This window comes from Pseudomonas sp. SCB32, from assembly GCF_009189165.1.
GTDB lineage: Bacteria > Pseudomonadota > Gammaproteobacteria > Pseudomonadales > Pseudomonadaceae > Pseudomonas.
Genome location: NZ_CP045118.1, coordinates 2,265,772 through 2,287,636, shown reverse-complemented (window position 1 = coordinate 2,287,636; position 21,865 = coordinate 2,265,772). Strand labels below are relative to the sequence as shown.

Below are 21,865 nucleotides of genomic sequence, written 5' to 3'. Positions count from 1 at the left end.
GCATGGCGCGCTCCTACACTGATCGCTGCACTGCTTCCCACCGAAATAAAAAAGCCCCGCAATCGCGGGGCTTTTTCGTCACAGCCAGTCTTACAGGCTGAGCTGACGGTTCGACGCCTTGAGGAATTCCTTCTTCAGGTCCTCATAGGTGTGCACCGCCGGGAACTGCGGGAACTCGCGGATCACGTTGTCCGGCGCGTGGAACAGGATGCCGGCGTGGGCTTCGGAGAGCATGGTGGTGTCGTTGTAGGAGTCGCCAGCGGCGATCACACGGTAGTACAGGCTCTTGAAGGCGATAACCGACTGGCGCTTCGGGTCTTTCTGGCGCAGCTGGTAGCCAACCACGCGGTCGGTCTCGTCGGTGATCAGCTTGTGGCACAGCAGGGTCGGGAAACCGAGCTGGCGCATCAGCGGCTGGGAGAATTCGTAGAAGGTGTCGGAGAGGATCACGACCTGGAAGCGCTCACGCAGCCAGTCGACGAATTCCACTGCGCCTTCCAGGGGCTTCAGGGTGGCGATCACTTCCTGGATGTCGGACAGCTTCAGGCCGTGCTCATCGAGGATGCGCAGACGCTGCTTCATCAGCACGTCGTAGTCCGGAATATCGCGAGTTGTCGCCTTGAGCGCTTCGATACCGGTTTTTTCAGCGAAGGCGATCCAGATTTCCGGAACCAGAACCCCTTCCAGGTCGAGACAGGCGATTTCCACGAACGATTTCCCCGCAGGTTTGACTTGAGAGGCGGCACTCTAGCGGCTCGCTCGGGGCGGCGCAACGCGGCACTTATACCCGAACACCACAGTGCACCTTCCTGAAGGTTATTTAGGGGCATATTCGCCTCTTTGCTACCATCGCGACCACAGAGCGCCCTGCGCCATTAAAACTAGGAATACCGCCTGATGAGCCATCCGTTCGACATCGCGGAAATCGCCGCGAGCTATGCCAGCAAATCCCCCCAGGACATCCTGAAGTTCGCCTTCGAGCACTTCGGCGACGACTTGTGGATCTCCTTCAGCGGCGCCGAGGACGTGGTGCTGGTGGACATGGCCTGGAAGCTCAACAAGAACGTGAAGGTGTTCAGCCTGGATACCGGGCGCCTGCACCCCGAGACCTACCGCTTCATCGAGCAGGTGCGCGAGCACTACGGCATCGCCATCGAAGTGATGTCGCCCGACCCGCGCCTGCTGGAAGCCCTCGTCAAGGAAAAGGGCCTGTTCAGCTTCTACAAGGACGGCCACGGCGAGTGCTGCGGCATCCGCAAGATCGAGCCGCTCAAGCGCAAGCTCTCCACCGTTACCGCCTGGGCCACCGGCCAGCGCAAGGACCAGAGCCCCGGCACCCGCAGCCAGGTAGCCGTGGTGGAACTCGATAGCGCGTTCTCCACCCCGGAGAAGCCGCTGTACAAGTTCAATCCGCTGGCCAACATGAGCAGCGAGGACATCTGGGCCTACATCCGCATGCTGGAAATCCCCTACAACAGCCTGCACGAGCGCGGCTTCATCAGCATCGGCTGCGAACCCTGCACCCGCCCCGTGCTGCCCAACCAGCACGAACGCGAAGGCCGCTGGTGGTGGGAAGAAGCCACGCAGAAGGAATGCGGTCTGCACTCCGGCAATTTGATCAGCAAGGCCTGAGGCCTTACCCTCGGCTGACGGAAATTTCCCTATCAGAACCTGTTTACGATCTTGCGAGCTAGAGCAGGACAAGGCGAAAACAGGCGAGGAAGCGCAGTTTACGATCGGTAAATGAGCATTCCGAGCCCGTTTTCAACGCAGTCATGCCGACGCGCAGCAGATCGTAAGCAGGTTCTCAGCCCGCAGCCCAGGATCGGACGCCTGCACGTCTGCGGCGGAGCCGATTCCATGCGCATCACCCTGGTGAAGAAAGTCCTGGCCGATGGCCAGGACTGCCGCAAATGCCGCGAAGTCCACGAGCGATTGGCGAAAGGCGGTTATCTGGACCGCATCGACCGCACCCTGGTTGCCGACGAGCGCAACCCCTCCAGCGCCGGCTGGATGGTCGCTGCGCAATACGGCGTGGACACCGCGCCCTTCTTCGTCGTCCGTCACGATGACGGCCGCGAGGTCGTCTACACCGTGTTCATGAGCTTCCTCCACGAAGTGCTGGAGGGCCGTGGCGAGCTGCCGCTGGATTCCCGCGAGGCGCTGGCGGAGCTGGCCAGCCGGGATGATCTCGACCGTCTCTGAGCTGGCCTGCTTGACGCTTTTTTGATTCCCTCACCGCGATACTGACCGCCCCTGCATCGCAGAAGGATGTCGGCCATGCCCGACGGCTCGGAACGCTCCCGCCCCCGCATCCCCGGCACCGTCTGGGCACTGGGTTTCGTCAGCCTGTTCATGGACGTCTCGTCCGAGCTGCTGCACAGCCTGCTGCCACTGTTCCTGGTGGGCAGCCTGGGGCTGAGCATGGTCACGGTAGGTCTGATCGAGGGGGTCGCCGAGGCCAGCGCGCTGATAGTCAAGGTGTTCTCGGGCGCCATCAGCGACTTCCTCGGCCGCCGCAAGGGCCTGGTGCTGTTCGGTTATGGCCTGGCCGCGCTGTCCAAGCCGCTGTTCCCGCTGGCCACCTCCGGTGAAGCCATCTTCACCGCCCGCCTGCTCGACCGCATCGGCAAGGGCATTCGCGGCGCACCGCGCGATGCGCTGATCGCCGATGTGGCGCCGCCTTCGATCCGCGGTGCCTGCTTCGGCCTGCGCCAGTCCATGGACACCGTCGGCGCCTTCGCAGGCCCCTTGCTGGCTATCGTCCTGATGCTCTGGCTGGGCAACAACCTGCCGTTGGTTTTCTGGTTCGCCTGCATCCCCGCGGGCCTCGCGGTGCTGGCAATCATCGTCTTCGTCAAGGAACCGGAGCACGCCGCCGGCCCTCACCGCTTTCGCTCGCCGATCCACCGCGATGCGCTGCGCAGCTTCCCGGCGCGTTACTGGTGGGTGGTCGGGATCGGCGCGGTGTTCACCCTCGCCCGTTTCAGCGAGGCCTTCCTCGTGCTGCGCGCGCAGAGCCTGGGTTTGCCGATGGCCTGGACGCCGGTGGTGATGGTGGTGATGTCGCTGCTGTTCATGCTCTCGGCCTACCCGGTGGGCTGGTGGTCGGACCACACCAACCGCACCGGTCTGCTGGCCATCGGCATGCTCCTGCTCACTGCAGCAGACCTGCTGCTGGCCTGGGCCGACTCCACGACCTTGATGCTGATCGGCGTGGCGGTCTGGGGCCTGCACATGGGCTTCACCCAGGGCCTGCTGGCCACGCTGATTGCCGACACCACGCCGGCCGATCTGAAGGGCACCGCCTTCGGCGTATTCAACCTCGCCAGCGGCATCGCCATGCTGCTGGCCAGTGTGTTGGCGGGCTGGCTCTGGCAGGGCTTTGGCGCCAGTGCCACCTTCCTCGCTGGCGCGGGATTGGCCTTCGTCGCACTGTTGCTGTTGCGCTGGCGTATTCGCTGAGACGACAAAGCCCGTTCGCTTTTCGTAGGAGCGAGCTTGCTCGCGAACCGCCCAACACCGATGTGACCGGGTAATTCTGTTAGCAAGCAAGCTCGCCCCTGCAAGAACCACGGAGGGCGCATAACGCCTCAAGCGTTATCCGCCGTTTTGGGGTTAGGTGTTTCTGCGCCGCTTTAGCGTGTTTTGATGTATTCGGTTTCGCCCCCTCGGGCGAGTCACTTTGCCAAACGACGGATGGCCGCCCCACGCAAAGTAACCAAAGGTCTTGCCCCTGCATCCGGGTCCCGCTTCGCGGGACTGATGCGCTGCGCTCCCCCTTCGGGCGCACTGAAGTGCGTTCAGCGCTTGCGCTGGCCCGAAGGGGAATCACCCAGAAATCGATGTAAGCGGACCTTGTCCGCGAAGCTCTTGTAAAAGGCATCGCGGATAATTCCGCTCCTACAGGGAAATGCCGGTGCTGTACGCCTACGTAGGAGCGGACTCCGTCCGCGATGCTCTTGCTCTTCACGGAGCGAAAACTCGCAGCGTTATACGCCGCCTCTTCGACCGGAAAACAGCCAATAAAAAACGCCGCGACTCTCTTGAGAATCGCGGCGTTTTTTGAGCAAGCAGACTTCGGCAGATACCGGAAACTCGAACGCAATCAGTAGACCGGCAACTCGATCCCTTCGAACAGCTCATCCAGCTCAGTCTTGTTATGGCACTGCACGGCCTTGGCCAGCAGGTCGCGAGTCAGGTGCGGAGCGAACTTCTCGATGAAGTCGCACATGAAGCCACGCAGGAAGGTGCCACGGCGGAAACCGATCTTGGTCACGCTGGATTCGAACAGGTGGCTGGCGTCGAGCATCACCAGGTCGCTGTCGAGCTTCGGATCGACCGCCATGTGGGCGACGATACCCACGCCCAGGCCCAGGCGCACATAGGTCTTGATCACGTCGGCGTCGGCGGCGGTGAACACCACCTTCGGCACCAGGCCGCGCTGGTTGAAGGCCTCGTCCAGCTTGGAGCGGCCAGTGAAACCGAATACGTAGGTGACGATGGGCTGCTCGGCGAGCAACTCCAGGGTCAGCTTCGGCACCTTGGTCAGCGGGTGGCCCTGGGGCACGATCACGCAGCGGTTCCAGCGATAGCACGGCATCATGATCAGGTCGCCGAACAGCTCCAGCGCCTCGGTGGCGATGGCGAAATCGACGGTACCGTCGGCGGCCATTTCGGCGATCTGCATCGGCGTGCCCTGGTGCATGTGCAGGGATACGTCCGGGTACTGTTTGATGAAACCGCTGATCACACCCGGCAGCGCATAACGCGCCTGGGTGTGGGTGGTGGCGATGGACAGGGTGCCCTTCTTCTCGTTGGAGAACTCCTGGGCGATCTGCTTGATGCTCTCGACCTTGCGCAGGATTTCGCCGGCGGTGTTGATGATGCGCTCGCCAGCCGGGGTGACGCGGGTAAGGTGCTTGCCGCTGCGGGCGAAGACTTCGACGCCCAGCTCGTCTTCGAGCAGGCGGATCTGCTTGCTGATGCCCGGCTGGGAGGTATACAGGCTTTGGGCAGTGGCGGAAACGTTCAGATCGTGGTGCGCGACTTCCCAGATATAGCGCAGTTGCTGAAGCTTCATGGAATTTCCTCGGAAAGAATCTCGCGACCCGCAATCAGGGGCTTCTGTTTTATAACCATATTAATGGTTTAAGGAATAAAACTAGACGTTTTTTTTAGCCCTGCATGCCACTCGTCTAAAGCCTTACGAAAAATCAGGTTTTGCGACGCACTGTCACAATGGCTTCAACGGTGCAGCAGCATCGGCACCAGGTACACCGGCACCTCCGCCAATTGCACTAGTCGCCCCGCGGTGCGCCCCAGCGGCGTGTTCAGCCCCTCCCCGTGGCTGTGGCTGCCAGCCACTATCAGGTCCACCCCCAGGCGCCGCGCCTCATCGAGGATCACCATCGGCGGGTCCCCCTGAATGACTCGCACCGAGTGGATCAGTTCGGCATCCTGACGCAGCTCCCCCAGCTCGTCGCGGAACCCTTCCATCACGCGTTGCTCGATGCTGCCCATGACGTTGTGCAGGCCATTGGCGCGCATTTCATTGAGGGTGTTCTCGTCAAGATAAGTCTGCAGCACTGACTCGGCGAACAGCCCGAGCGGCTCCACGGCGTGCACCACGTACAGCTGGACCCCATAGGCCCGCGCCAGCGAGAGGGCATGCTGGAGGACATAGGGTGCATAAAGACCAAGGTCGGTGGCGTAAAGAATCGATCGAATCATGCGGCCTCCTACTGCCTACGCGGCGGGCCTATCAGCAGCGTAGCAGCAGAACGCGCGGCGCTCCGCAGGGACCGAATATCAGGGCCTTGCGGCTATCGGGCGAGCTGTTTTTCGTTGCTCACGCCGTGCGGCACATGCCCGGTGGCGACCACTTCGCGGGCCTTCTCGCAATGCCCGGCCTGGTCGTCGAAGAACACGTCGGCGGCGAAGGCTTCGAGGAATGCCGCCTTGTCCAGGCCGCCGAGGAACAGCGACTCGTCGAGGCGGATATCCCACTCACGCAGCGTGCGGATTACCCGCTCGTGAGCCGGTGCCGAGCGTGCGGTGACCAGCGCGGTGCGGATCGGGCAGGACTCCTGTGGGAATGCCTGCTGCACGCGGTTGAGTGCGGCAAGGAAAGGCTTGAACGGACCACCACCCAGGGGCTCGCGGGCGGACTCACGTTCATGGGTCTGGAAGGCCTCCAGCCCGCCCCGCTGATAGACGCGCTCGGAGTCATCGGAGAACAGCACGGCGTCGCCATCGAAGGCGAAGCGCAACTCGCCATTGCTCTCGCGCCGGGTGCCGCCGGAGAGGATTGTAGCGGCGGCGAAGCCGGCCTCCAGCGCGTTGCGCACATCGTCGATGTGGGTGGAGAGGAACAAGTGGCAGTTGAACGCTTTCAGGTACGGATACGGGCTGCGACCGCCGACGAAGGCGGCGCGGGAAATGCCCAGGCCGTAGTGCTGGATGGAGTTGAATACGCGCAGGCCGGTATCGGCGCTGTTTCGCGAAACCAGGATGACTTCCACGGGTGCACTGTCCGAGGCGCCGTTGAGCGCCAGCAGCTTCTGCACCAGGGCGAAGGCATCACCGGGCGGCAATACCTCGTCCTCACGGGCGATCTGGTATTGGCGATAGGCTTCGACGCCTTCGCGCTCGTACACCTGGTGGCTCTCGCGCAGGTCGAACAGCGCCCGCGAGGAGATCGCCACTACCAGCTTGTCACCCAGTCCCTTCGCCATGTGGCTCTCCGATGCTTGGGCTCAGCGAGCCTGGTTACGCGCGTCGATGAAGCGCAAGGCGCGGTACAGCGCCTCGATCTTCGGCATCTCGCGCCCGGCCTCGCGTGCGGCTTCCAGGGGCGCGGCGTAGATCGCGCCCAGCTCCAGCGGTCGGTGCTGGGCGAAGTCGTGGTACATGCTCGGCAGGTAGTCGGGCATGGCATCGGTCGAGGCCAGCATCGCGCCAACGATGTTCGGCGGAAGTGAATGCCCGCAGGCCTTCGCACCCGCCACCACTTCCTCCATCAGTTCGGCCACCAGCGCCCGACTGTCGGGGTTGTCCATGATCGCCCGGGTGCCGCTATCGAGCAGCACCGAAAGACCGTTGTAGGGGATGTTCCACACCAGCTTCTGCCAGCGCGCATGCTCGAGGCTGTGCATGGCGTTGGAGCCCAGGTCGGCGCTACGGAACAGCCCGACCCCCTCCTCGACGACGGCCTGGCGTGCCGGCTCGTCCATGGCCGGGCCGGAGTGATAACCGACGTTCACCGCTCCGAAGGCCTGGTGCTCGATGACGCCCGGCGCGGTACGGTGCACGCAGATAAAGCAGAGGCCGCCCAGCAGATGCAGGTGATCCGGCAACAGCATCCGCAGTTCGTCCTCCACAGCCAGGCCATTCTGCAGCAGCAGGACCTTGGCGCCCTGGGCGGCCGCCTGGGCGATCAGAGGCGCAAGGCTGGCATTGCTGGTGGTCTTGGCGCCGACCAGCAGCCAATCGCACGGCGGCATGCGCGCGACATCGTCATAGGCATTCACCGGCGACAGGCTCAGCTCGCCATGCACCTGGCTGTTCAGGCGCAGGCCATTGCGCACCACGTCCGGGTACTCGCTGCGCAGCAGGAAGTGCACGTCGTGGCCGGCGCGGGCCAGCATCAGGCCATAGAAACCACCGATGGCGCCGGTTCCAATGATGCCGATTCGCAGATTCATCAAGGCAACTCCTCAGCCGGGCGCGAAAGACCAGCGCGCAGGGCTTCGATCAAGGGTTCGGGGCGCAGGGCGGCGTGGATCGGCCCAAGAAAATGGCCGTCGCGCACCAGGAACATCGCCGGCAGGTGAAACACGCCGTAGCGCGCCACCAATCCACCGCTGTGGCCGGCGTCGATCCAGCACAGGCGATCCACGGGAAGGCCGAACTCCGGCAGCTTCGCCCGCGCCCAGCGACAGGAGGAGCACCCCTCGCTGGTGAACACCAGCAGCGACACACCCGGCAGGGAAAGCAGCCGGCGGTCGGCATCCAGGTCTGTCAGCTCCAGGGCCGGCACTATACTCAAATGGCCAATACTAGAAAGATTGCAGTCGGAGCATTCCGTCATGCGTCAGTTCCTGCGTCACCCCTGTGACCTTCCGGTTGAGCTGGTCATTCGCAAGCAGACCTTCCTGCCGCGCCAGCGCCTGCACAATATCAGCCTCGGCGGTGTGGCGTGCAACTCACCACGGGGCTTTCGCCGTGGCACGTCCATCGAGCTGCGCATTCCCCTGCTGGGCGATGCGGCGCGTTACCCGGGCGTGGTGGCCTGGAGTCGCAAGCTGGACAACGACTACCTCGTAGGCGTCGCTTTCATCGACGAGGACACGCTGTTCCGCGCCCGTATGGTCGAGCAGGTGTGCCAGATTGAGAGCTACCGGCGCCAGCGCGAGCAGGAACTGGGCACCGCTCAGTCGATCGAGGATCTCGCCCTGGAGTGGATCGCGCACAACGCCGCAGACTTCCCATTGTTTTGCGCGGTCTGACGCCACTCGCGCAGAAAGTCGCGCAAAAGCCCGTGTTCCGGGCATTTTCCTGCCTCAGCCCATTGTCGAGCCGGCGCCGGAACGGTTAAGGTTCGGGTTCCCCTTAGCGACATACCTGCCTGCGCCCCATCGCACGGGGATATCTGGCGGCCGGCACCCGTGACCTGATTGAGTACCACGATGGCTGATTTACAGATCGACGACCTTAACGTTGCCTCCAACGAGACCCTGATCACGCCGGAGCAGCTCAAGCGCGAAATCCCCCTGACCGACGCCGCCCTGCGCACCGTCGCCAACGGCCGCCAGGTCGTCCGCGACATTCTCGACGGCAAGGACCACCGCCTGTTCGTGGTGATTGGCCCCTGCTCGATCCACGACATCAAGGCCGCCCACGAATACGCCGAGCGCCTGAAGGTGCTGGCCGCGGAAGTCTCCGACACGCTGTTCCTGGTGATGCGCGTGTACTTCGAGAAGCCGCGTACCACCGTCGGCTGGAAAGGTCTGATCAACGACCCCTACCTGGACGACTCCTTCAAGATCCAGGATGGCCTGCACATCGGCCGCCAGCTGCTGCGCGACCTCGCCGAGATGGGCCTGCCCACCGCCACCGAGGCGCTCGACCCGATCTCCCCGCAGTACCTGCAGGACCTGATCAGCTGGTCAGCCATCGGCGCGCGCACCACCGAATCCCAGACCCACCGCGAGATGGCCTCCGGCCTGTCCTCGGCGGTCGGTTTCAAGAACGGCACCGACGGTAGCCTGACCGTGGCGATCAACGCCCTGCAGTCGGTCTCCAGCCCGCACCGCTTCCTCGGCATCAACCAGCTGGGCGGTGTGTCCATCGTCACCACCAAGGGCAACCCCTATGGCCATGTGGTGCTGCGCGGTGGCAATGGCAAGCCGAACTACGACTCGGTCAGCGTCGCCCTGTGCGAGCAGGAACTGAACAAGGCGAAAATCCCGCTGAACATCATGGTCGACTGCAGCCACGCCAACTCCAACAAGGACCCGGCCCTGCAGCCGCTGGTGATGGACAACGTCGCCAACCAGATCGCCGAAGGCAACAACTCCATCGTCGGCCTGATGGTGGAAAGCCACCTGAACTGGGGCAACCAGTCGATCCCGAAAGACCTCTGCCAACTGCAGTACGGTGTGTCCGTCACCGACGCCTGCATCGACTGGGACGCCACCGAGAAGGCCGTGCGCAGCATGCACACCAAGCTCAAGGAAGTCCTGCCCAAGCGTCAGCGCGGCTGAGGCTTCACAGGCACGAAAAAGCCGGGCAAATGCCCGGCTTTTTCTTTGGCCCAGCGTCCGCGCCAGGCATGACGTGTTTTTGTAGGATGGCGTGGAGCGAAGCGATACCCATCATCCGCCCTACAGGATGCCCAATCGCCAGCGCGGCACACGCTACAGACGAAAACAAAAAAGCCGGGCATCAGCCCGGCTTTTTCTTGCCTGCGCTCCGAGGATCAGAGCGCGGTGTCGGTATGACGCTGGCGGCGCTCCAGATAGCGCTCCACGTAGGAGCACGACGGGATCACGCTGTAGCCCTTGCGCTCGGCATACTGCAGGGCATGCTCGGTGAGCGCGGCGGCGATGCCACGGCCACGCAGGGTGTCCGGGACGAAGGTGCGGTAGATGTCGAGCGTCTGCTTGCCCAGATCCATATAGGCCAGATAGGCGCGATGGCCGTCCACCGTCGTGACGAACTGGTGGCTGGTTTCATCGTGATGGATGGACAACGACTCACTCACTTGCTCTCTCCTTCTGGGGCCTCACTTCATGACCCGCACCTGATTGATCTTGTTCAGGCGGAGGAACATTTCCGCCGAGCCAGTCCCAAGCAGGACCGTGATATAGGCTCGACCGTTCTCCACCTTGTGCAGCACACCCTGATAATAGGCACCATCAAACGTGATGAACTGCAGGCGCTTGCCGGTGTACTGGGCAAGGCTGTCAACGCTAACGAACTCATATTGCTGCGTTCTAGGCTTCGACTCAACCGTTTCTTCAGCCGAAACCATTTGAAGGTCGTTTTCAGGAGTGATTTTGCGTTTCAGAGGGTCAACCCAGGTGAACCCCAACTGCGTTACCGCCTCCTGATTGACCAGAACGCTCGGCCGTAGCATCCCGATCACGTCCTTGGGTGCGAAGAACTGTAGACCACCCCAGGCCATCCCCTCGGTGGGCGTCAGCTCGATGCGCAGCGAACGGGGATCGCTCAGGTAGCGGCCGTAGGCATCGAGTACCGGCTTGTCCAGGGCAACGCGCTGCTGACGCAGGGCATTGTCGAACTTCTCCAGCGACAGCGCCACGTAAGCCTTCTGGTCAAGGCCGAGCTTGCTACGGCAGAACTCGCTGACCCGACGTTGATACTGGTTGTCGTCCATCTGCACGGTGACCTGCTCGACCCGAGGCGGGTTCACGCGCATATCGCCCGGACGCTCGGACACATTCATCAGCATCATGCTCAGGTGCAGGTCCAGCATGTCGCGGGCATCGTTGCGCAGGTTGAAGGTGAGCTTCTGCGCACCAGGATCGAAGCGGTAGGAGAACTCGAGGTCCGACTGCAGCGTGCGATAGCCCATCTGCAGCAGCTCATCGACGCCGATATTTCGGACACTGCCGCAGGCCACTTCGCTCAGCGCGGTGAACGCACTCTTCTCGGCAGGCACGGCATACAACTGCTGCACGAACGGGCCGGCCACCTCGAGCTCCACACCTTGCAGCTCCAGCGCCAACTGCTCGGGCAACTTGTGCTCGGCCAGGCGCTCCTTGAAGCTCAGCAGCTCGCGCAAGCCGTTGAACTTCAACTGGGCATGGGCCACCTTGAGGCTGTCGTGGGCCAGGGGCACCCTGATCACCACATTCTTCAGCCCCACCCGACCGTCGAAGGACGAGGAAATGCCGCCGTAGCTGACTTCCATGATTGGCGACAACTGGGCAATCGCATCATCGACGATGCTGCGCACGGACAGCCACAAGGACGCCTTGATGATCAGGGCAATGGCGACCAGTGCGAGGAATATCCATTTGGCGAGTTTCGACATACAGCGGCGGTCCTTGCGAGAACGAGGATGTCACGGGCAATAGTGGCAGCTTAACAGTACGGATCGATGCCCTCCACGACAGCTTCCCAGAAATGCGTACGACTCCCCACAGAACCCGGATTACGGGTGACTCACCGGTCAGCCAAAGTGCTTTACGCCCGCTCCCCCCGTCAGTATGTTCTGGCGCATTTCCAACCAAGGACTACCGCCATGAGTGAGCTGATCACCTACCAACTCGAAGACGGCATCGCCACCCTGACCCTGAACAACGGCAAGGTGAACGCGATCTCCCCCGCGGTGATCGAGGCCTTCAATCAGGCACTGGACCAGGCGGTACAGGATCGCGCGGTGGTCATCGTGACCGGCCAGCCGGGCATCCTCTCCGGCGGCTACGACCTGAAGGTGATGACCTCCGGCCCGGACAACGCCGTCAACCTGGTGGCCGCCGGCTCGACCCTGGCGCGCCGCATGCTCGCCCACCCCTATCCGGTCATCGTGGCCTGCACCGGCCATGCGGTGGCCAAAGGCGCCTTCCTGCTGCTCTCGGCGGATTACCGCGTTGGCGTCGACGGCCCGTTCCAGATCGGTCTCAACGAAGTCGCCATCGGCATGACCATGCACCACGTGGGTATCGAACTGGCCCGCGACCGCCTGCGCCGCTCCGCCTTCACCCGTTCGGTGGTGAACGCGGAAATGTTCAGCCCACGCGATGCCGTGGACGCCGGCTTCCTCGACAAGGTAGTACCGGCCGAGCAACTGCAGGAGGCTGCCCTGGAAGCGGCACGCCACCTGAAGAAGCTCAACATGACCGCCCACCGTAACACCAAGCTGAAAGTGCGCAAGCAGCTGCTGGAAACCCTCGACCGCTCAATCGAGCTGGACAAGCAGCACCTCGCCTGACGTCAGACATGAAAGAGCCCGGCCCCGCGCCGGGCTTTTTTATGTCAGGAAGACTCGTTGCGCCAGGCGACTGTTGCGTTTTTGTAAAAACTCATTAATCCGAACTGCTATTTTTCAAAAATTATTGCGGATTAACCTATGGATGAACCCAAAGCAACACCATCGGAGGTGTTCATCATGAAACTCAAGGTAATCGCCGCAACCCTCTTCGCCGCTGCCACCGCCATCGCCGCCCAGGCCAGCTTCGCCGAAGAATCCCCGCTGATGCAGAACCGCATGCTCAACCTGACCCAGAGCGTGCAGCAGCAGCCGACCGAGCAGGCAGCCAGCCACTCGGTGGAAGCCGCCGCCAAGCAGGGCTAACGCCAGCCTCGCCCGCAGCAGGTGACATCATGCCGTCCAGCCCGATGCGAAAAGCCCGGCTTGCGGCCGGGCTTTTCCAGGGCGACGGGGTGTCGTCACTCAGCTGCAGCCACACCCTTGCGGTAGACCTCGTAGACCACCACCGCGCTACCCAGGTCGCCCAGGTATCGCTCCACCAACGGCTTCACCTCCTTCCAGTCGAGCCCGCCCACACCGGTCGCCAGGCAAGGCAGCGCCACGCTGCTCACCCGCTCGCTCTGCAGGTACCGGGCAAGCTCCTTCAGGCAGTGGCCGACGTTCTCCAGCGTTGCCTTCGCCGGACGCGCACTGCGTCCCGAGCCTTGCATGCCCTGGGTCAGCAGATTGGCGATGCAACGGGTACCACCATCGGCATCGACCCCCAACCAGACCCAGATCGAGCCAGACTGCGGCGCATCCGAATGGGCCGCATGGCGGTAGTCGCGCACCATGGACGGCCAGCGCTCGCGCAGCGCCAGCGCAAGACCGGAATCGAAATGGTCCTGCGGCGCGATGCCGTGCGCGATGACCTGGGCCTTGCTGAGCAGAATGTCGCCTTCAACGTATCGAATCATGGGAGGTTCCTTGCGTTCGGAGCGTCCGTGGCCGCGTTGCGCCACCACCTGATTCCCACGTTACGCCCGGTGGCCTCGCCATTTTTTATGCGGGTCAAACGCCCATGAACGCAGTCCAGCTCTCGGAAACCTCCGAGCACTCCGCCCGTACGTCGCGGCGGCGTCCCCCCCGAGCGCCCATCAATAATCCTGATAGTCGAAAGCAACCGGCTTCGTTATTCAGCGAACAGGGCGGCGGTGACACTGAGTCATCGTTTCCAACCGCCCAGGTCGCCACCATGAACCGCCAAGCCCACCGCTACGCCCGCAATGGCGCCCTCGCCGCCCTGGGGCTCTACACCATGGTGATCCTGGTCGTCATGGCACTGACCGCGGGTTACGCAAGCGTCCGCCACGCGCCGATGGACAATATCGACAGGACCGGGCTCTTCAACCGCGTCAACCAGGCGCTGCCGGTAGCCCTGCAAGGTCTGCAGGAAGCACTTCGCCCCCATTCCTGATGCTCAGCGGCTGGCGTAGCCGGCCACCATGTCCAACACTCTTGGCTTGAGAGTCCGTGCCGTGGGGATGCCTGCCCCACGCGCCAGCCAGTTGCGGGGGTTCACCATGGGCCGCGTCATCGCATCCGCCGTCTACAGCAAGGGCCGCAAGGTCTCCGATATTCCCCTGGAAGACGGTTACCGCTGGGCCTGCCAACCCGACCACTTTGTCTGGACGGGGCTGCAGGAGCCGACACCGGAGGAAATGTTCAACCTGCAACGGCAGTTCAACCTGCACGAACTGGCGGTTTCCGACGCCCTCGACAAGCACAGCAGACCGAAACTCGAGACCTTCGGCGACGCGCTGTTCATGGTGATCTATTCGCCAATCCGCGCCGACAACCGACTGATGTTCGTGGAAACCCACCTGTTCGCCGGTGTCGGCTACATCATCAGCGCCCGCCACGGTTTCTCGCAGTCCTATGCCCAGGTGCGCCAGCGCTGCGAGGCTCGGCCGCTGCTGCTGGCCCACGGCACCGACTTCGTGCTCTATGCCCTGCTCGACTTCGTGGTGAGCAACTACGAGCCGCTGGTGGAAGCCATTCGCGGGGAAATCGAGGAAGTCGAGCAACAGGTACTGCGCAAGCCGCTGACCCAGGAGCAGATCGAGAAGATCTACGGCCTGCGCCGCGAGGTGCTCAGGCTCAAGCACTATGCCGCGCCCATGGTGGAGATCTGCCAGGAGCTGCAGCGCCTGGACTTCCCCTTCATCGACAAACAGATGCGCCCCTACTTCCGCGACGTGGCGATTCACGTGAATCGCCTGCTGGAAGACCTCACCACCCTGCGCGACGTGGCCACCCAGACCATCGACGTCGGGCTGGCGCTGGAGTCTTCACGGCAGAGCGTTGTGCAGCGCAAGTTCGCCGCCTGGGCGGCGATTCTCGCGTTTCCCACGGCGGTGGCCGGCATCTATGGCATGAACTTCGAATACATTCCAGAGCTGCACTGGCACTACGGCTACTTCCTATGTATGGGCCTGCTGACGCTGGGCTGTGTCGGGCTGTACATCAGCTTCAAGCAGGCGGAGTGGCTCTAGGCCGCGTACGGGCCGGGAAGCGATCGCGGACAGAGTCCGCTCCTGCGCTCATCGGAACCATTCGTAGGAGCGGACTCCGTCCGCGATAGGGTCGGGATCGCACGGAGCTCACCGAAGACGCCCCACAAACGAAAACGCCGCTCGATTGAGCGGCGTTTTCAGTCAGCACGACAGGAATCAGGCAGCGTTCTGCTTCTTCTCGCGGCCCTGCTGCACGAAGCGCATCATCCACTCACCAACGGCTGTGCCCTGGTGCGGACGGACGAGGCTGTCGATGCCGGACTGGAACACCGGCTCGCTGAAGATGTGCTTGCGCAGCTCAAGGATGGCCTGGGAGTAATCGCTCTGGAACTCCGGGTGACCCTGGAAGCACAGCACCTGGTCGCCAATGGCGTAGGCGGCGTTCGGGCAGAAATCGCTCGAAGCGATGCGGCGCGCGCCGTGGGGCAGCTCGGTGACCTGGTCCTGGTGGCTGACCAGCAGGGTCAGGCCATCGCCCGGTGCCGGGCTCATCCACTCCGGCTGCTCCTCGATGTGGTAGTCGTGAATGCCCACACCCCACCCCTGGCTGGCGCGCTCGGTCTTGCCACCCAGCACCAGGGCCAGCAACTGGTGGCCAAAGCACACGCCCAGCAGCTTGTCGCCACGCTCGTAGAGCTTGAGCACGTAGTCCTTGAGGGTCTGTATCCAGGGATCAGTGCCGAAGGAGTCCGCCTTGCTGCCGGTCACCAGGTACGCGTCGAACTTCTCATCTTCGGGCGGGTAATGCCCTTCCACCACGTTATAGACCTTGAACTCGGCCGGAACGGGTTGCTTGGCGAACAGTTGCTGGAACATCCAGCCATAGCCCTTGTACTGATCGATGAGTTCGGGGCGGAGGATGTCGGTTTCCAGAATGCAGATGTGCAACGACATGCAGGGGTGATTCCTGGGGGGTTAGCGGCTGATAAGAATGGTTTTCCTGACACTGATGAAACGCGCGTGAAAATTACGCCCATTTTTTTCACCGCACAAGATGCCGAAGCCGATTCTTGTGCAGGAATTTCAGGGGAAATACCGGAAAACCCATCACCCTTCAATTGCATGGACGCACAAGGGTGACGGCCGGTCGGCAAGGATTCAGCTCAGGGACAGAGTTCGCAGGATCGAGTTCGCCTCCAGCACCTGCGCATATTCACCTTGCAGGTTGGCCAGGGACATGGCGTGAACCTCCTCCGCGCTGCGCTGCACGCCGTTGAAATCGCGCTTGTCGAAGGCGAAGCAGGCGTCCGCCGCCACCTGCGTGAAGAAGCCCAGATTGCCCGCCGTGCGCGCCGTGGCCTCCACCGAATTATTGGTGCTGACGCCGCAGATCACCACCGAGTCGACGCCGCGTACCCGCAGCCAACGTTCCAGGCCACTGTTGATGAATGCATCGGGGACGTTCTTTTCCACCACATGCTCGTGCTCCAGCGGCGCCAGCGCCTCCTGGAACTCCGCTCCCGGCTGGCCTGGCCAGAACGGCGAGCCCGGCGTACGCGAAATGTGCCGGATGTGCGCCAGCGGCCAGCCGGCCCGGCGCCAAGCTGCCAGCAGCTCGCCGATGCGCAGCTCGGCCTGCGGGTTATTGCGCAGCACGGGGCTGTCCTGCATGCCCTTCTGCTGGTCGATGATCAACAAGGCGGGCGGTATCGGCGAAGTCATGGGAACGGTCCTTGTGGGCGAACGCATCATCCTACGACTTGCCCGGACAAGAAAAAACCGGCCGCGAGGGCCGGTTTGCTGGATAACTTGTAGGAGCCCCTCAGAACACCTCCCCCCGCGCGGCCTTCTCCAGCAGCAGCGCCGGCGGCAGGAAGCGCTCACCGTACTGCTCGGCCAGGTATTCGGCGCGGGCGATGAAGTCCTTCAGGCCATATTGGTTGATGAACTGCAGCGCACCACCGCTCCAGGCCGCGAAGCCGATGCCGAAGATCGAGCCGATGTTGGCGTCGGCGGTGGAGGTCAGCACGCCCTCCGCCACACAGCGCACCGTCTCGATGGCCTGTACGAAGAGGATGCGGTCGCGCACGTCTTCGGCAGAGATCTGCGCATCAGCCTTTTCGAAGCGCTGCTTCAGCTCCGGCCACAGGTGCTTCCTGCCGTTGGCGGGATAGTCGTAGAAGCCGGCGCCGGCGGCCTTGCCCGGACGCTTGTACTCCTTGACCATCAGGTCGACCACGGCAAAAGCCGGATGCCTGGGCAACTGCTTGCCGTCGGCCTCCAGGTCCTTGCGGGTCTGCTCGCGAATGTGGCTCATCAGGCTCATCGACACTTCGTCGCTGATCGCCAGCGGGCCCACCGGCATACCGGCCTGGCGTGCCTGGTTCTCGATCATCGCCGCCGACACGCCCTCGCCGAGCATGGCCAGGCCTTCGTTGGTGAAAGTGCCGAACACGCGGGAGGTGAAGAAGCCACGGCTGTCGTGGACGACGATCGGGGTCTTCTTGATCTGCAGGACATAGTCGAAGGCGCGGGCCAGGGTGACGTCGTCGGTCTTCTCGCCACGGATGATCTCCACCAGCGGCATCTTGTCCACCGGACTGAAGAAGTGCAGGCCGATGAACTTCTGCGGCTGCGCGACCGCCTGGGCCAGGCCGGTGATCGGCAGGGTCGAGGTGTTGGAGGCGATCACCGCATCCGGCAGCGCGGCGGATTCGGCGGCGGCGCTGACCTTGGCCTTCAGGCCGCGGTCCTCGAACACGGCTTCGATGATCAGATCGCAGCCTGCGAAGTCGGCATCGCTGGCAGTCGGCTTGATCCGTGCGAGGAAGGCGTCGCGCTTCTCGGCGCTCATCTGGCCCTTGCCGACTTTCTTGTCCAGCAGGCCGGCCGAGTAGGCCTTGCCCTTTTCCGCCGCTTCGACGGAAACGTCCTTGAGCACCACCTCGATGCCAGCGGCGGCGGAGACGTAGGCGATGCCCGCGCCCATCATGCCGGCGCCGACGACGCCAACCCTCTTCGTCTGCTGTGGCGGGATGCCCTGCGGACGCGACTTGCCGGCATTGATCTCGTTCAGCTGGAACCAGAAGGTACCGATCATGTTCTTTGCCACCTGGCCGGTGGTCAGCTCGGTGAAGTAGCGCGCCTCGATCAGCTGCGCGGTATCGAAATCCACCTGCGCGCCTTCGACGGCGGCGCACATGATCTTCTCCGGCGCCGGGAAGCAGGCCTTGGTCTTGTCGCGCAGCACGGACGGGGCGATGGCCAGCATCTGCGCCACGGCCGGGCTTGCCGGCGTGCCGCCGGGGATCTTGTGGCCGGCACTGTCCCACGGCTGCTTGGCGGCCGGATTGGCTGCGATCCACTCGCGGGCCTTGCTCAGCATCTCTTCGCGGCTGGAAGCCAGTTGGTGAATCAGGCCGGCCTTGAGCGCCTGTTCCGGACGCACCTTCTTGCCTTCGGCCAGGTACGGCAGGGCCTTCTCCAGGCCGAGCAGGCGCACCATGCGCACCACGCCACCGCCACCGGGCAGCAGGCCCAGGGTGACTTCCGGCAGGCCGAGCTGGACGTGGCTTTCGTCCAGGGCAATGCGGTGGTGGCAGGCCAGGCAGATTTCCCAGCCGCCGCCCAGGGCTGCGCCGTTGATGGCGGCGACCACCGGCTTGCCGAGGGTCTCCAGGCGGCGCAACTGGCCCTTGAGCACCAGGATGCCTTCGTAGAAAGCCTGGGCGTCGGCCTTGGTCACCTTGATCAGCTCATTCAGGTCGCCGCCAGCGAAGAAGGTCTTCTTCGCGGAGGTGATCACCACGCCGGCGATCGAATCCTTCTCGGCTTCCAGGCGCGCCACGGTGGCGGCCATGGCCTCGCGGTATACACCGTTCATGGTGTTGGCGCTCTGGCCGGGCATGTCCATGGTCAGGACGACGATGTTGTCCTGGCCCTTCTCGTAACGGATGGCGTCAGTCATTTTTCCAGTCCTATTCGACAGCGGGAGCAGGAGCGGCTGTCTCTGGGTTCCCGCGTTCGCGGGAACCCAATCGACAATCAGCGCTCCTGCAAGCCGGTTCAGATTCGTTCGATGATGGTGGCGATACCCATGCCGCCGCCCACGCAGAGGGTGGCCAGGCCGTAGCGCAGGTTGCGCCGCTCCAGTTCATCCAGCAGCGTGCCGAGGATCATGCAGCCGGTGGCGCCCAGGGGGTGGCCCATGGCGATGGAGCCGCCGTTGACGTTGACCTTGCTCTCCGGCACGCCCATGTCCTTCATGAACTTCATCACCACCGAGGCGAAGGCTTCGTTGACCTCGTAGAGGTCGATGTCCTCGGCCTTCAGCCCGGCCTTGGCCAGCGCCTTGCGGGTTGCCGGCGCGGGGCCGGTGAGCATGATGGTCGGGTCGGTGCTGGTCACCGCGGTGGCGACGATGCGCCCACGGGCCTTGAGGCCCAGTTCGCGGCCCTTGGCCTCGGAGCCGATGAGCATGGCGGCGGCGCCGTCGACGATGCCGGAGCTGTTGCCCGGCGTGTGCACGTGCTCGATGCGCTCGACGAAGCTGTACTTGCGCAGCGCGCTGGCATCGAAGCCCATCTGCCCCATCATCTCGAAGCTGGGCTTGAGCGCGCCGAGGCCTTCGAGGGTGGAGTCGGCACGGATGAATTCGTCATGGTCGAGCAGGACGATGCCGTTCTGGTCGGTCACCGGCACCAGCGATTTGGCGAACAGCCCTTCGGCGCGGGCCTTGGCGGCCTTCTGCTGGGAACGCAGGGCGAAGGCGTCGACGTCGCCGCGGCTGAAACCTTCCAGAGTGGCGATCAGGTCGGCACCAATGCCCTGGGGCACGAAGCTGGTGTGCAGGTTGGTTTCCGGGTCCAGCGCCCAGGCGCCGCCGTCGGAGCCCATGGGTACGCGGGACATGGATTCCACGCCGCCGACCACCACCAGGTCCTCGAAGCCCGAACGCACCTTCATGGCGCCCAGGTTGACCGCCTCCAGGCCCGAGGCACAGAAGCGGTTGATCTGTACGCCGGCGACCTGCTCGTCCCAGTCGGCCACCAGCGCGGCGGTCTTGGCGATGTCCGCGCCCTGGTCGCCCACCGGGGTCACGCAGCCCAGGACGATGTCGTCGACCTGCGCGGTGTCGAGCTGGTTGCGCTGCTGCAGCGCGCGCAGGACACCGGCCATCAGGTTGACCGGCTTGACGCTGTGCAGCGCGCCGTCCTTCTTGCCCTTGCCGCGGGGAGTACGCACCGCGTCGTAAATGAATGCTTCGGTCATGGCGTTCTCTCTTAGAGTTGTCGTCACGCAGGCGTGGCGTGTCGACCTACCTTAGCGGCGTGGCGGACACCGACAATGACCGCAGCGCTCAGGCGCATTGACCGGCACGCTCAACCTCCGACCGGCGGCCGAGGGTGCGAGGGCTCTATGAAAGGCATGCCCAAGACTCCGGACAAACGGTCGAGTTGCGGGCCAGAGCTGTCACGCTGCAGTCATATAGATGGAATAAGCCTGGAACTGCAGGACTTGTTGCCAGATGGTCTAAGCCCGCGTCGCTCTAGGCTTAGACTCCATTTTGCAGACACTGCGAAAAGTGCCGCTGCCGGGTTTTGCCGGGGCGGTTACGGAACCAGAAGCCAAGGCCCTGGCTCCACTGCCGACAGGCCGTGAGTGCGGATAGGAACCAGGCCAACAACAAGAAAGGCGGAAGGCTATGATGGATCATCAACAATCAAGAAAATGGCGTCAGGCTAGCCTGATCGTCTTTGCCACCACAGTGGTACTTATCATCCCCAACCTGAGTCGCCTGGTCGGCTAGGGACAACAAACCGGCGATCCCGTTGCTGCGCACCGCGTGCCGCCACTCGCGAGCCACGGTCAACGCAGCGCGGGAGTCACCTCCTCCTCGGCTCACCTTCTGCTATGGTTCGGCCGCCCTCTCCGTTCACGGAACCGACCGTCCATGCGCCCACTGCTGCTGTCCTTTCTCCTGCTCTGCCCTCCAGTTTTCGCCGCCACCCTGAACCTCGAACTGCCCGATGGCCCTCACCGCCTGACCACCGAACAGCTGCTGGCCAACCCCAAGGCGCAGGACATCGAGATTCCCGCTGACGTCTCCTACAACCGCACCATGCATTACCGCGCTGTACCGCTGGCCGCGCTCTTGGGTGGGGTGAAAGCCGCCGACCACCTGCAGGCGGTAGCGCTGGACGGCTTCGCCGCCGAACTACCGGCCGCGCCGCTGCTGGCGACCCAGGGCTCGCGCGCCTGGCTGGCCATCGAAGAGCCGGGCAAGCCCTGGCCGGAGCTGGCCGCCGGCAAGCCCTCGGCCGGCCCGTTCTATCTGGTCTGGACCGCCCCCAAGGTCGCCGGCATCGGGCCCGAGCAGTGGCCCTTCCAGGTCGCCAGCATCCGCTACCTGAAGCCGCTGGCCGAACGCTTCCCGGCCCTGCTGCCAGCCAAGGACGCGTCGAAGAAGGTCCAGGCGGGCTTTGCCCAGTTCCAGAAGAACTGCCTGGCCTGCCACCGCCTCAATGGCGCCGGCGACTCGCAGTTCGGGCCGGACCTGAACGTGCCGCACAACCCGACCGAGTACTTCGCCGCCGGCTACCTCAAGCAGTACATCCGCGATCCGCAGAGCCTGCGGCGCTGGCCGGAAGCACGAATGAAAGGCTTCGCGCCGGAGGTGATCAGCGATGCGGAGCTCGATCAGGTGGTGGCGTACCTGCAGCACATGGCCAGGCGCAAGGTGAAGAGCGCCGGCAACTGACGCCCCGCACAGGGGGCTGGCAGGCGCATTCTTGTCAGCCCCAGAGGCCAGAACTACTCTGCTAGAGCGTGCCCTCCCGCTGTGAGCACATTGCCATCAACGTAGGTGCCAACGTTCGGCGCAATTCGGCCGCAACGGCTCCCAGAA

General features: G+C 63.6%; 23 protein-coding genes. 10 read left to right on the top strand and 13 right to left on the bottom strand.

From position 1 onward, the window contains the following. Positions 1 to 90: 90 nt before the first annotated feature. Positions 91 to 708, bottom strand: coding sequence for a bifunctional phosphoserine phosphatase/homoserine phosphotransferase ThrH (gene thrH, locus GA645_RS10795; RefSeq protein ID WP_152222567.1), 618 nt, complete (start codon positions 706 to 708; stop codon positions 91 to 93). Positions 709 to 897: 189 nt separating this feature from the next. On the opposite strand from thrH, the gene GA645_RS10790 reads away from it, so the two are divergent. The 3 genes from GA645_RS10790 to GA645_RS10780 all read left to right on the top strand — a co-directional run bounded on the left by GA645_RS10790 (position 898) and on the right by GA645_RS10780 (position 3,465). Further along, positions 898 to 1,632 carry a phosphoadenylyl-sulfate reductase gene (locus tag GA645_RS10790; RefSeq protein WP_152222565.1) on the top strand — a complete coding sequence of 245 codons (735 nt, stop codon included), beginning with the start codon at positions 898 to 900 and terminating at the stop codon, positions 1,630 to 1,632. 228 nt (positions 1,633 to 1,860) lie between these two features. Beyond that, positions 1,861 to 2,205: a hypothetical protein gene (locus GA645_RS10785; RefSeq protein WP_152222563.1), complete on the top strand. Its 345-nt coding sequence runs from the start codon at positions 1,861 to 1,863 to the stop codon at positions 2,203 to 2,205. Positions 2,206 to 2,280: 75 nt separating this feature from the next. Beyond that, on the top strand, positions 2,281 to 3,465 hold the full coding sequence (locus tag GA645_RS10780) for an MFS transporter (protein WP_152222561.1): 1,185 nt from the start codon (positions 2,281 to 2,283) through the stop codon (positions 3,463 to 3,465). A 643-nt stretch (positions 3,466 to 4,108) separates the two neighbouring features. On the opposite strand, the gene cysB is transcribed toward GA645_RS10780, so the two are convergent. The 5 genes from cysB to GA645_RS10755 form a co-directional block, all read right to left on the bottom strand. Then, positions 4,109 to 5,083 (bottom strand): HTH-type transcriptional regulator CysB, encoded by a 975-nt coding sequence (gene cysB / locus GA645_RS10775; protein WP_015476838.1) that lies wholly within the window; start codon positions 5,081 to 5,083, stop codon positions 4,109 to 4,111. Positions 5,084 to 5,247: 164 nt separating this feature from the next. Next, positions 5,248 to 5,733 carry a universal stress protein gene (locus tag GA645_RS10770; RefSeq protein ID WP_152222560.1) on the bottom strand — a complete coding sequence of 162 codons (486 nt, stop codon included), beginning with the start codon at positions 5,731 to 5,733 and terminating at the stop codon, positions 5,248 to 5,250. A 92-nt stretch (positions 5,734 to 5,825) separates the two neighbouring features. Beyond that, positions 5,826 to 6,737, bottom strand: a complete 912-nt coding sequence (locus GA645_RS10765) for a 5'-nucleotidase (RefSeq protein WP_152222558.1) — start codon at positions 6,735 to 6,737, stop codon at positions 5,826 to 5,828. 21 nt (positions 6,738 to 6,758) lie between these two features. After that, positions 6,759 to 7,706: a putative 2-dehydropantoate 2-reductase gene (locus tag GA645_RS10760; RefSeq protein ID WP_152222556.1), complete on the bottom strand. Its 948-nt coding sequence runs from the start codon at positions 7,704 to 7,706 to the stop codon at positions 6,759 to 6,761. Continuing rightward, a complete protein-coding gene (locus GA645_RS10755) occupies positions 7,706 to 8,092 on the bottom strand; it encodes a thioredoxin (RefSeq protein ID WP_152222554.1) in 387 nt (128 codons plus the stop codon). Before GA645_RS10755 ends, GA645_RS10760 begins: the two co-directional genes overlap by 1 nt. Between GA645_RS10755 and GA645_RS10750 the strand changes: the two genes are divergently transcribed. Together GA645_RS10750 and GA645_RS10745 are read left to right on the top strand one after the other, a co-directional pair. Further along, positions 8,091 to 8,510, top strand: a complete 420-nt coding sequence (locus GA645_RS10750) for a PilZ domain-containing protein (protein ID WP_152222552.1) — start codon at positions 8,091 to 8,093, stop codon at positions 8,508 to 8,510. The two genes, GA645_RS10755 and GA645_RS10750, sit on opposite strands and share 2 nt — an antisense overlap. 180 nt (positions 8,511 to 8,690) lie before the next feature. Next, positions 8,691 to 9,767 (top strand): 3-deoxy-7-phosphoheptulonate synthase, encoded by a 1,077-nt coding sequence (locus GA645_RS10745; protein ID WP_152222550.1) that lies wholly within the window; start codon positions 8,691 to 8,693, stop codon positions 9,765 to 9,767. Between the two features lie 215 nt (positions 9,768 to 9,982). Here GA645_RS10745 and GA645_RS10740 read toward each other — a convergent pair whose 3' ends face one another. Together GA645_RS10740 and GA645_RS10735 are read right to left on the bottom strand one after the other, a co-directional pair. Next, positions 9,983 to 10,267 carry a GNAT family N-acetyltransferase gene (locus GA645_RS10740; RefSeq protein WP_152222548.1) on the bottom strand — a complete coding sequence of 95 codons (285 nt, stop codon included), beginning with the start codon at positions 10,265 to 10,267 and terminating at the stop codon, positions 9,983 to 9,985. A 21-nt stretch (positions 10,268 to 10,288) separates the two neighbouring features. Then, positions 10,289 to 11,563, bottom strand: coding sequence for a hypothetical protein (locus GA645_RS10735; RefSeq protein ID WP_152222546.1), 1,275 nt, complete (start codon positions 11,561 to 11,563; stop codon positions 10,289 to 10,291). Positions 11,564 to 11,773: 210 nt separating this feature from the next. Between GA645_RS10735 and GA645_RS10730 the strand changes: the two genes are divergently transcribed. Together GA645_RS10730 and GA645_RS10725 are read left to right on the top strand one after the other, a co-directional pair. Next, positions 11,774 to 12,463, top strand: a complete 690-nt coding sequence (locus GA645_RS10730) for a crotonase/enoyl-CoA hydratase family protein (protein ID WP_152222544.1) — start codon at positions 11,774 to 11,776, stop codon at positions 12,461 to 12,463. A 177-nt stretch (positions 12,464 to 12,640) separates the two neighbouring features. After that, positions 12,641 to 12,826, top strand: coding sequence for a hypothetical protein (locus GA645_RS10725; protein ID WP_152222542.1), 186 nt, complete (start codon positions 12,641 to 12,643; stop codon positions 12,824 to 12,826). 95 nt (positions 12,827 to 12,921) lie between these two features. Here the strand turns inward: GA645_RS10725 and GA645_RS10720 are convergent, their stop codons facing one another. After that, positions 12,922 to 13,419, bottom strand: a complete 498-nt coding sequence (locus GA645_RS10720) for a macro domain-containing protein (protein WP_152222540.1) — start codon at positions 13,417 to 13,419, stop codon at positions 12,922 to 12,924. Between the two features lie 278 nt (positions 13,420 to 13,697). On the opposite strand from GA645_RS10720, the gene GA645_RS10715 reads away from it, so the two are divergent. After that, complete coding sequence (locus GA645_RS10715) at positions 13,698 to 13,919, top strand: hypothetical protein (RefSeq protein WP_152222539.1); 222 nt, start codon at positions 13,698 to 13,700, stop codon at positions 13,917 to 13,919. Between the two features lie 106 nt (positions 13,920 to 14,025). Continuing rightward, positions 14,026 to 14,997: a magnesium and cobalt transport protein CorA gene (locus GA645_RS10710; RefSeq protein ID WP_152228032.1), complete on the top strand. Its 972-nt coding sequence runs from the start codon at positions 14,026 to 14,028 to the stop codon at positions 14,995 to 14,997. 177 nt (positions 14,998 to 15,174) lie between these two features. On the opposite strand, the gene GA645_RS10705 is transcribed toward GA645_RS10710, so the two are convergent. The 4 genes from GA645_RS10705 to GA645_RS10690 all read right to left on the bottom strand — a co-directional run bounded on the left by GA645_RS10705 (position 15,175) and on the right by GA645_RS10690 (position 20,229). Beyond that, positions 15,175 to 15,912 carry an amidotransferase gene (locus GA645_RS10705; RefSeq protein ID WP_152222536.1) on the bottom strand — a complete coding sequence of 246 codons (738 nt, stop codon included), beginning with the start codon at positions 15,910 to 15,912 and terminating at the stop codon, positions 15,175 to 15,177. A 204-nt stretch (positions 15,913 to 16,116) separates the two neighbouring features. Continuing rightward, on the bottom strand, positions 16,117 to 16,680 hold the full coding sequence (locus tag GA645_RS10700; RefSeq protein WP_152222534.1) for a cysteine hydrolase family protein: 564 nt from the start codon (positions 16,678 to 16,680) through the stop codon (positions 16,117 to 16,119). A 100-nt stretch (positions 16,681 to 16,780) separates the two neighbouring features. Next, complete coding sequence (locus tag GA645_RS10695; protein WP_152222532.1) at positions 16,781 to 18,925, bottom strand: 3-hydroxyacyl-CoA dehydrogenase NAD-binding domain-containing protein; 2,145 nt, start codon at positions 18,923 to 18,925, stop codon at positions 16,781 to 16,783. Between the two features lie 98 nt (positions 18,926 to 19,023). Beyond that, complete coding sequence (locus GA645_RS10690) at positions 19,024 to 20,229, bottom strand: acetyl-CoA C-acetyltransferase (RefSeq protein ID WP_152222530.1); 1,206 nt, start codon at positions 20,227 to 20,229, stop codon at positions 19,024 to 19,026. A 682-nt stretch (positions 20,230 to 20,911) separates the two neighbouring features. Between GA645_RS10690 and GA645_RS10685 the strand changes: the two genes are divergently transcribed. Beyond that, positions 20,912 to 21,718, top strand: a complete 807-nt coding sequence (locus GA645_RS10685; RefSeq protein WP_152222528.1) for a cytochrome c — start codon at positions 20,912 to 20,914, stop codon at positions 21,716 to 21,718. The last annotated feature ends 147 nt before the right edge of the window (positions 21,719 to 21,865 follow it).

What these genes read in the sequence shown, in the direction of transcription:
- GA645_RS10765 (WP_152222558.1), bottom strand. Translation starts at nt 6,737, where the DNA reads ATGGCGAAGGGACTGGGTGACAAGCTGGTAGTGGCGATCTCCTCGCGG.
- cysB (WP_015476838.1), bottom strand. Translation starts at nt 5,083, where the DNA reads ATGAAGCTTCAGCAACTGCGCTATATCTGGGAAGTCGCGCACCACGAT.
- GA645_RS10785 (WP_152222563.1), top strand. Translation starts at nt 1,861, where the DNA reads ATGCGCATCACCCTGGTGAAGAAAGTCCTGGCCGATGGCCAGGACTGC.
- GA645_RS10685 (WP_152222528.1), top strand. Translation starts at nt 20,912, where the DNA reads ATGCGCCCACTGCTGCTGTCCTTTCTCCTGCTCTGCCCTCCAGTTTTC.
- GA645_RS10745 (WP_152222550.1), top strand. Translation starts at nt 8,691, where the DNA reads ATGGCTGATTTACAGATCGACGACCTTAACGTTGCCTCCAACGAGACC.
- GA645_RS10700 (WP_152222534.1), bottom strand. Translation starts at nt 16,680, where the DNA reads ATGACTTCGCCGATACCGCCCGCCTTGTTGATCATCGACCAGCAGAAG.
- GA645_RS10690 (WP_152222530.1), bottom strand. Translation starts at nt 20,229, where the DNA reads ATGACCGAAGCATTCATTTACGACGCGGTGCGTACTCCCCGCGGCAAG.
- GA645_RS10725 (WP_152222542.1), top strand. Translation starts at nt 12,641, where the DNA reads ATGAAACTCAAGGTAATCGCCGCAACCCTCTTCGCCGCTGCCACCGCC.
- GA645_RS10710 (WP_152228032.1), top strand. Translation starts at nt 14,026, where the DNA reads ATGGGCCGCGTCATCGCATCCGCCGTCTACAGCAAGGGCCGCAAGGTC.
- GA645_RS10720 (WP_152222540.1), bottom strand. Translation starts at nt 13,419, where the DNA reads ATGATTCGATACGTTGAAGGCGACATTCTGCTCAGCAAGGCCCAGGTC.
- GA645_RS10780 (WP_152222561.1), top strand. Translation starts at nt 2,281, where the DNA reads ATGCCCGACGGCTCGGAACGCTCCCGCCCCCGCATCCCCGGCACCGTC.
- GA645_RS10730 (WP_152222544.1), top strand. Translation starts at nt 11,774, where the DNA reads ATGAGTGAGCTGATCACCTACCAACTCGAAGACGGCATCGCCACCCTG.
- GA645_RS10695 (WP_152222532.1), bottom strand. Translation starts at nt 18,925, where the DNA reads ATGACTGACGCCATCCGTTACGAGAAGGGCCAGGACAACATCGTCGTC.
- GA645_RS10755 (WP_152222554.1), bottom strand. Translation starts at nt 8,092, where the DNA reads ATGACGGAATGCTCCGACTGCAATCTTTCTAGTATTGGCCATTTGAGT.
- GA645_RS10770 (WP_152222560.1), bottom strand. Translation starts at nt 5,733, where the DNA reads ATGATTCGATCGATTCTTTACGCCACCGACCTTGGTCTTTATGCACCC.
- GA645_RS10715 (WP_152222539.1), top strand. Translation starts at nt 13,698, where the DNA reads ATGAACCGCCAAGCCCACCGCTACGCCCGCAATGGCGCCCTCGCCGCC.
- GA645_RS10750 (WP_152222552.1), top strand. Translation starts at nt 8,091, where the DNA reads ATGCGTCAGTTCCTGCGTCACCCCTGTGACCTTCCGGTTGAGCTGGTC.
- GA645_RS10790 (WP_152222565.1), top strand. Translation starts at nt 898, where the DNA reads ATGAGCCATCCGTTCGACATCGCGGAAATCGCCGCGAGCTATGCCAGC.
- GA645_RS10705 (WP_152222536.1), bottom strand. Translation starts at nt 15,912, where the DNA reads ATGTCGTTGCACATCTGCATTCTGGAAACCGACATCCTCCGCCCCGAA.
- GA645_RS10735 (WP_152222546.1), bottom strand. Translation starts at nt 11,563, where the DNA reads ATGTCGAAACTCGCCAAATGGATATTCCTCGCACTGGTCGCCATTGCC.
- GA645_RS10760 (WP_152222556.1), bottom strand. Translation starts at nt 7,706, where the DNA reads ATGAATCTGCGAATCGGCATCATTGGAACCGGCGCCATCGGTGGTTTC.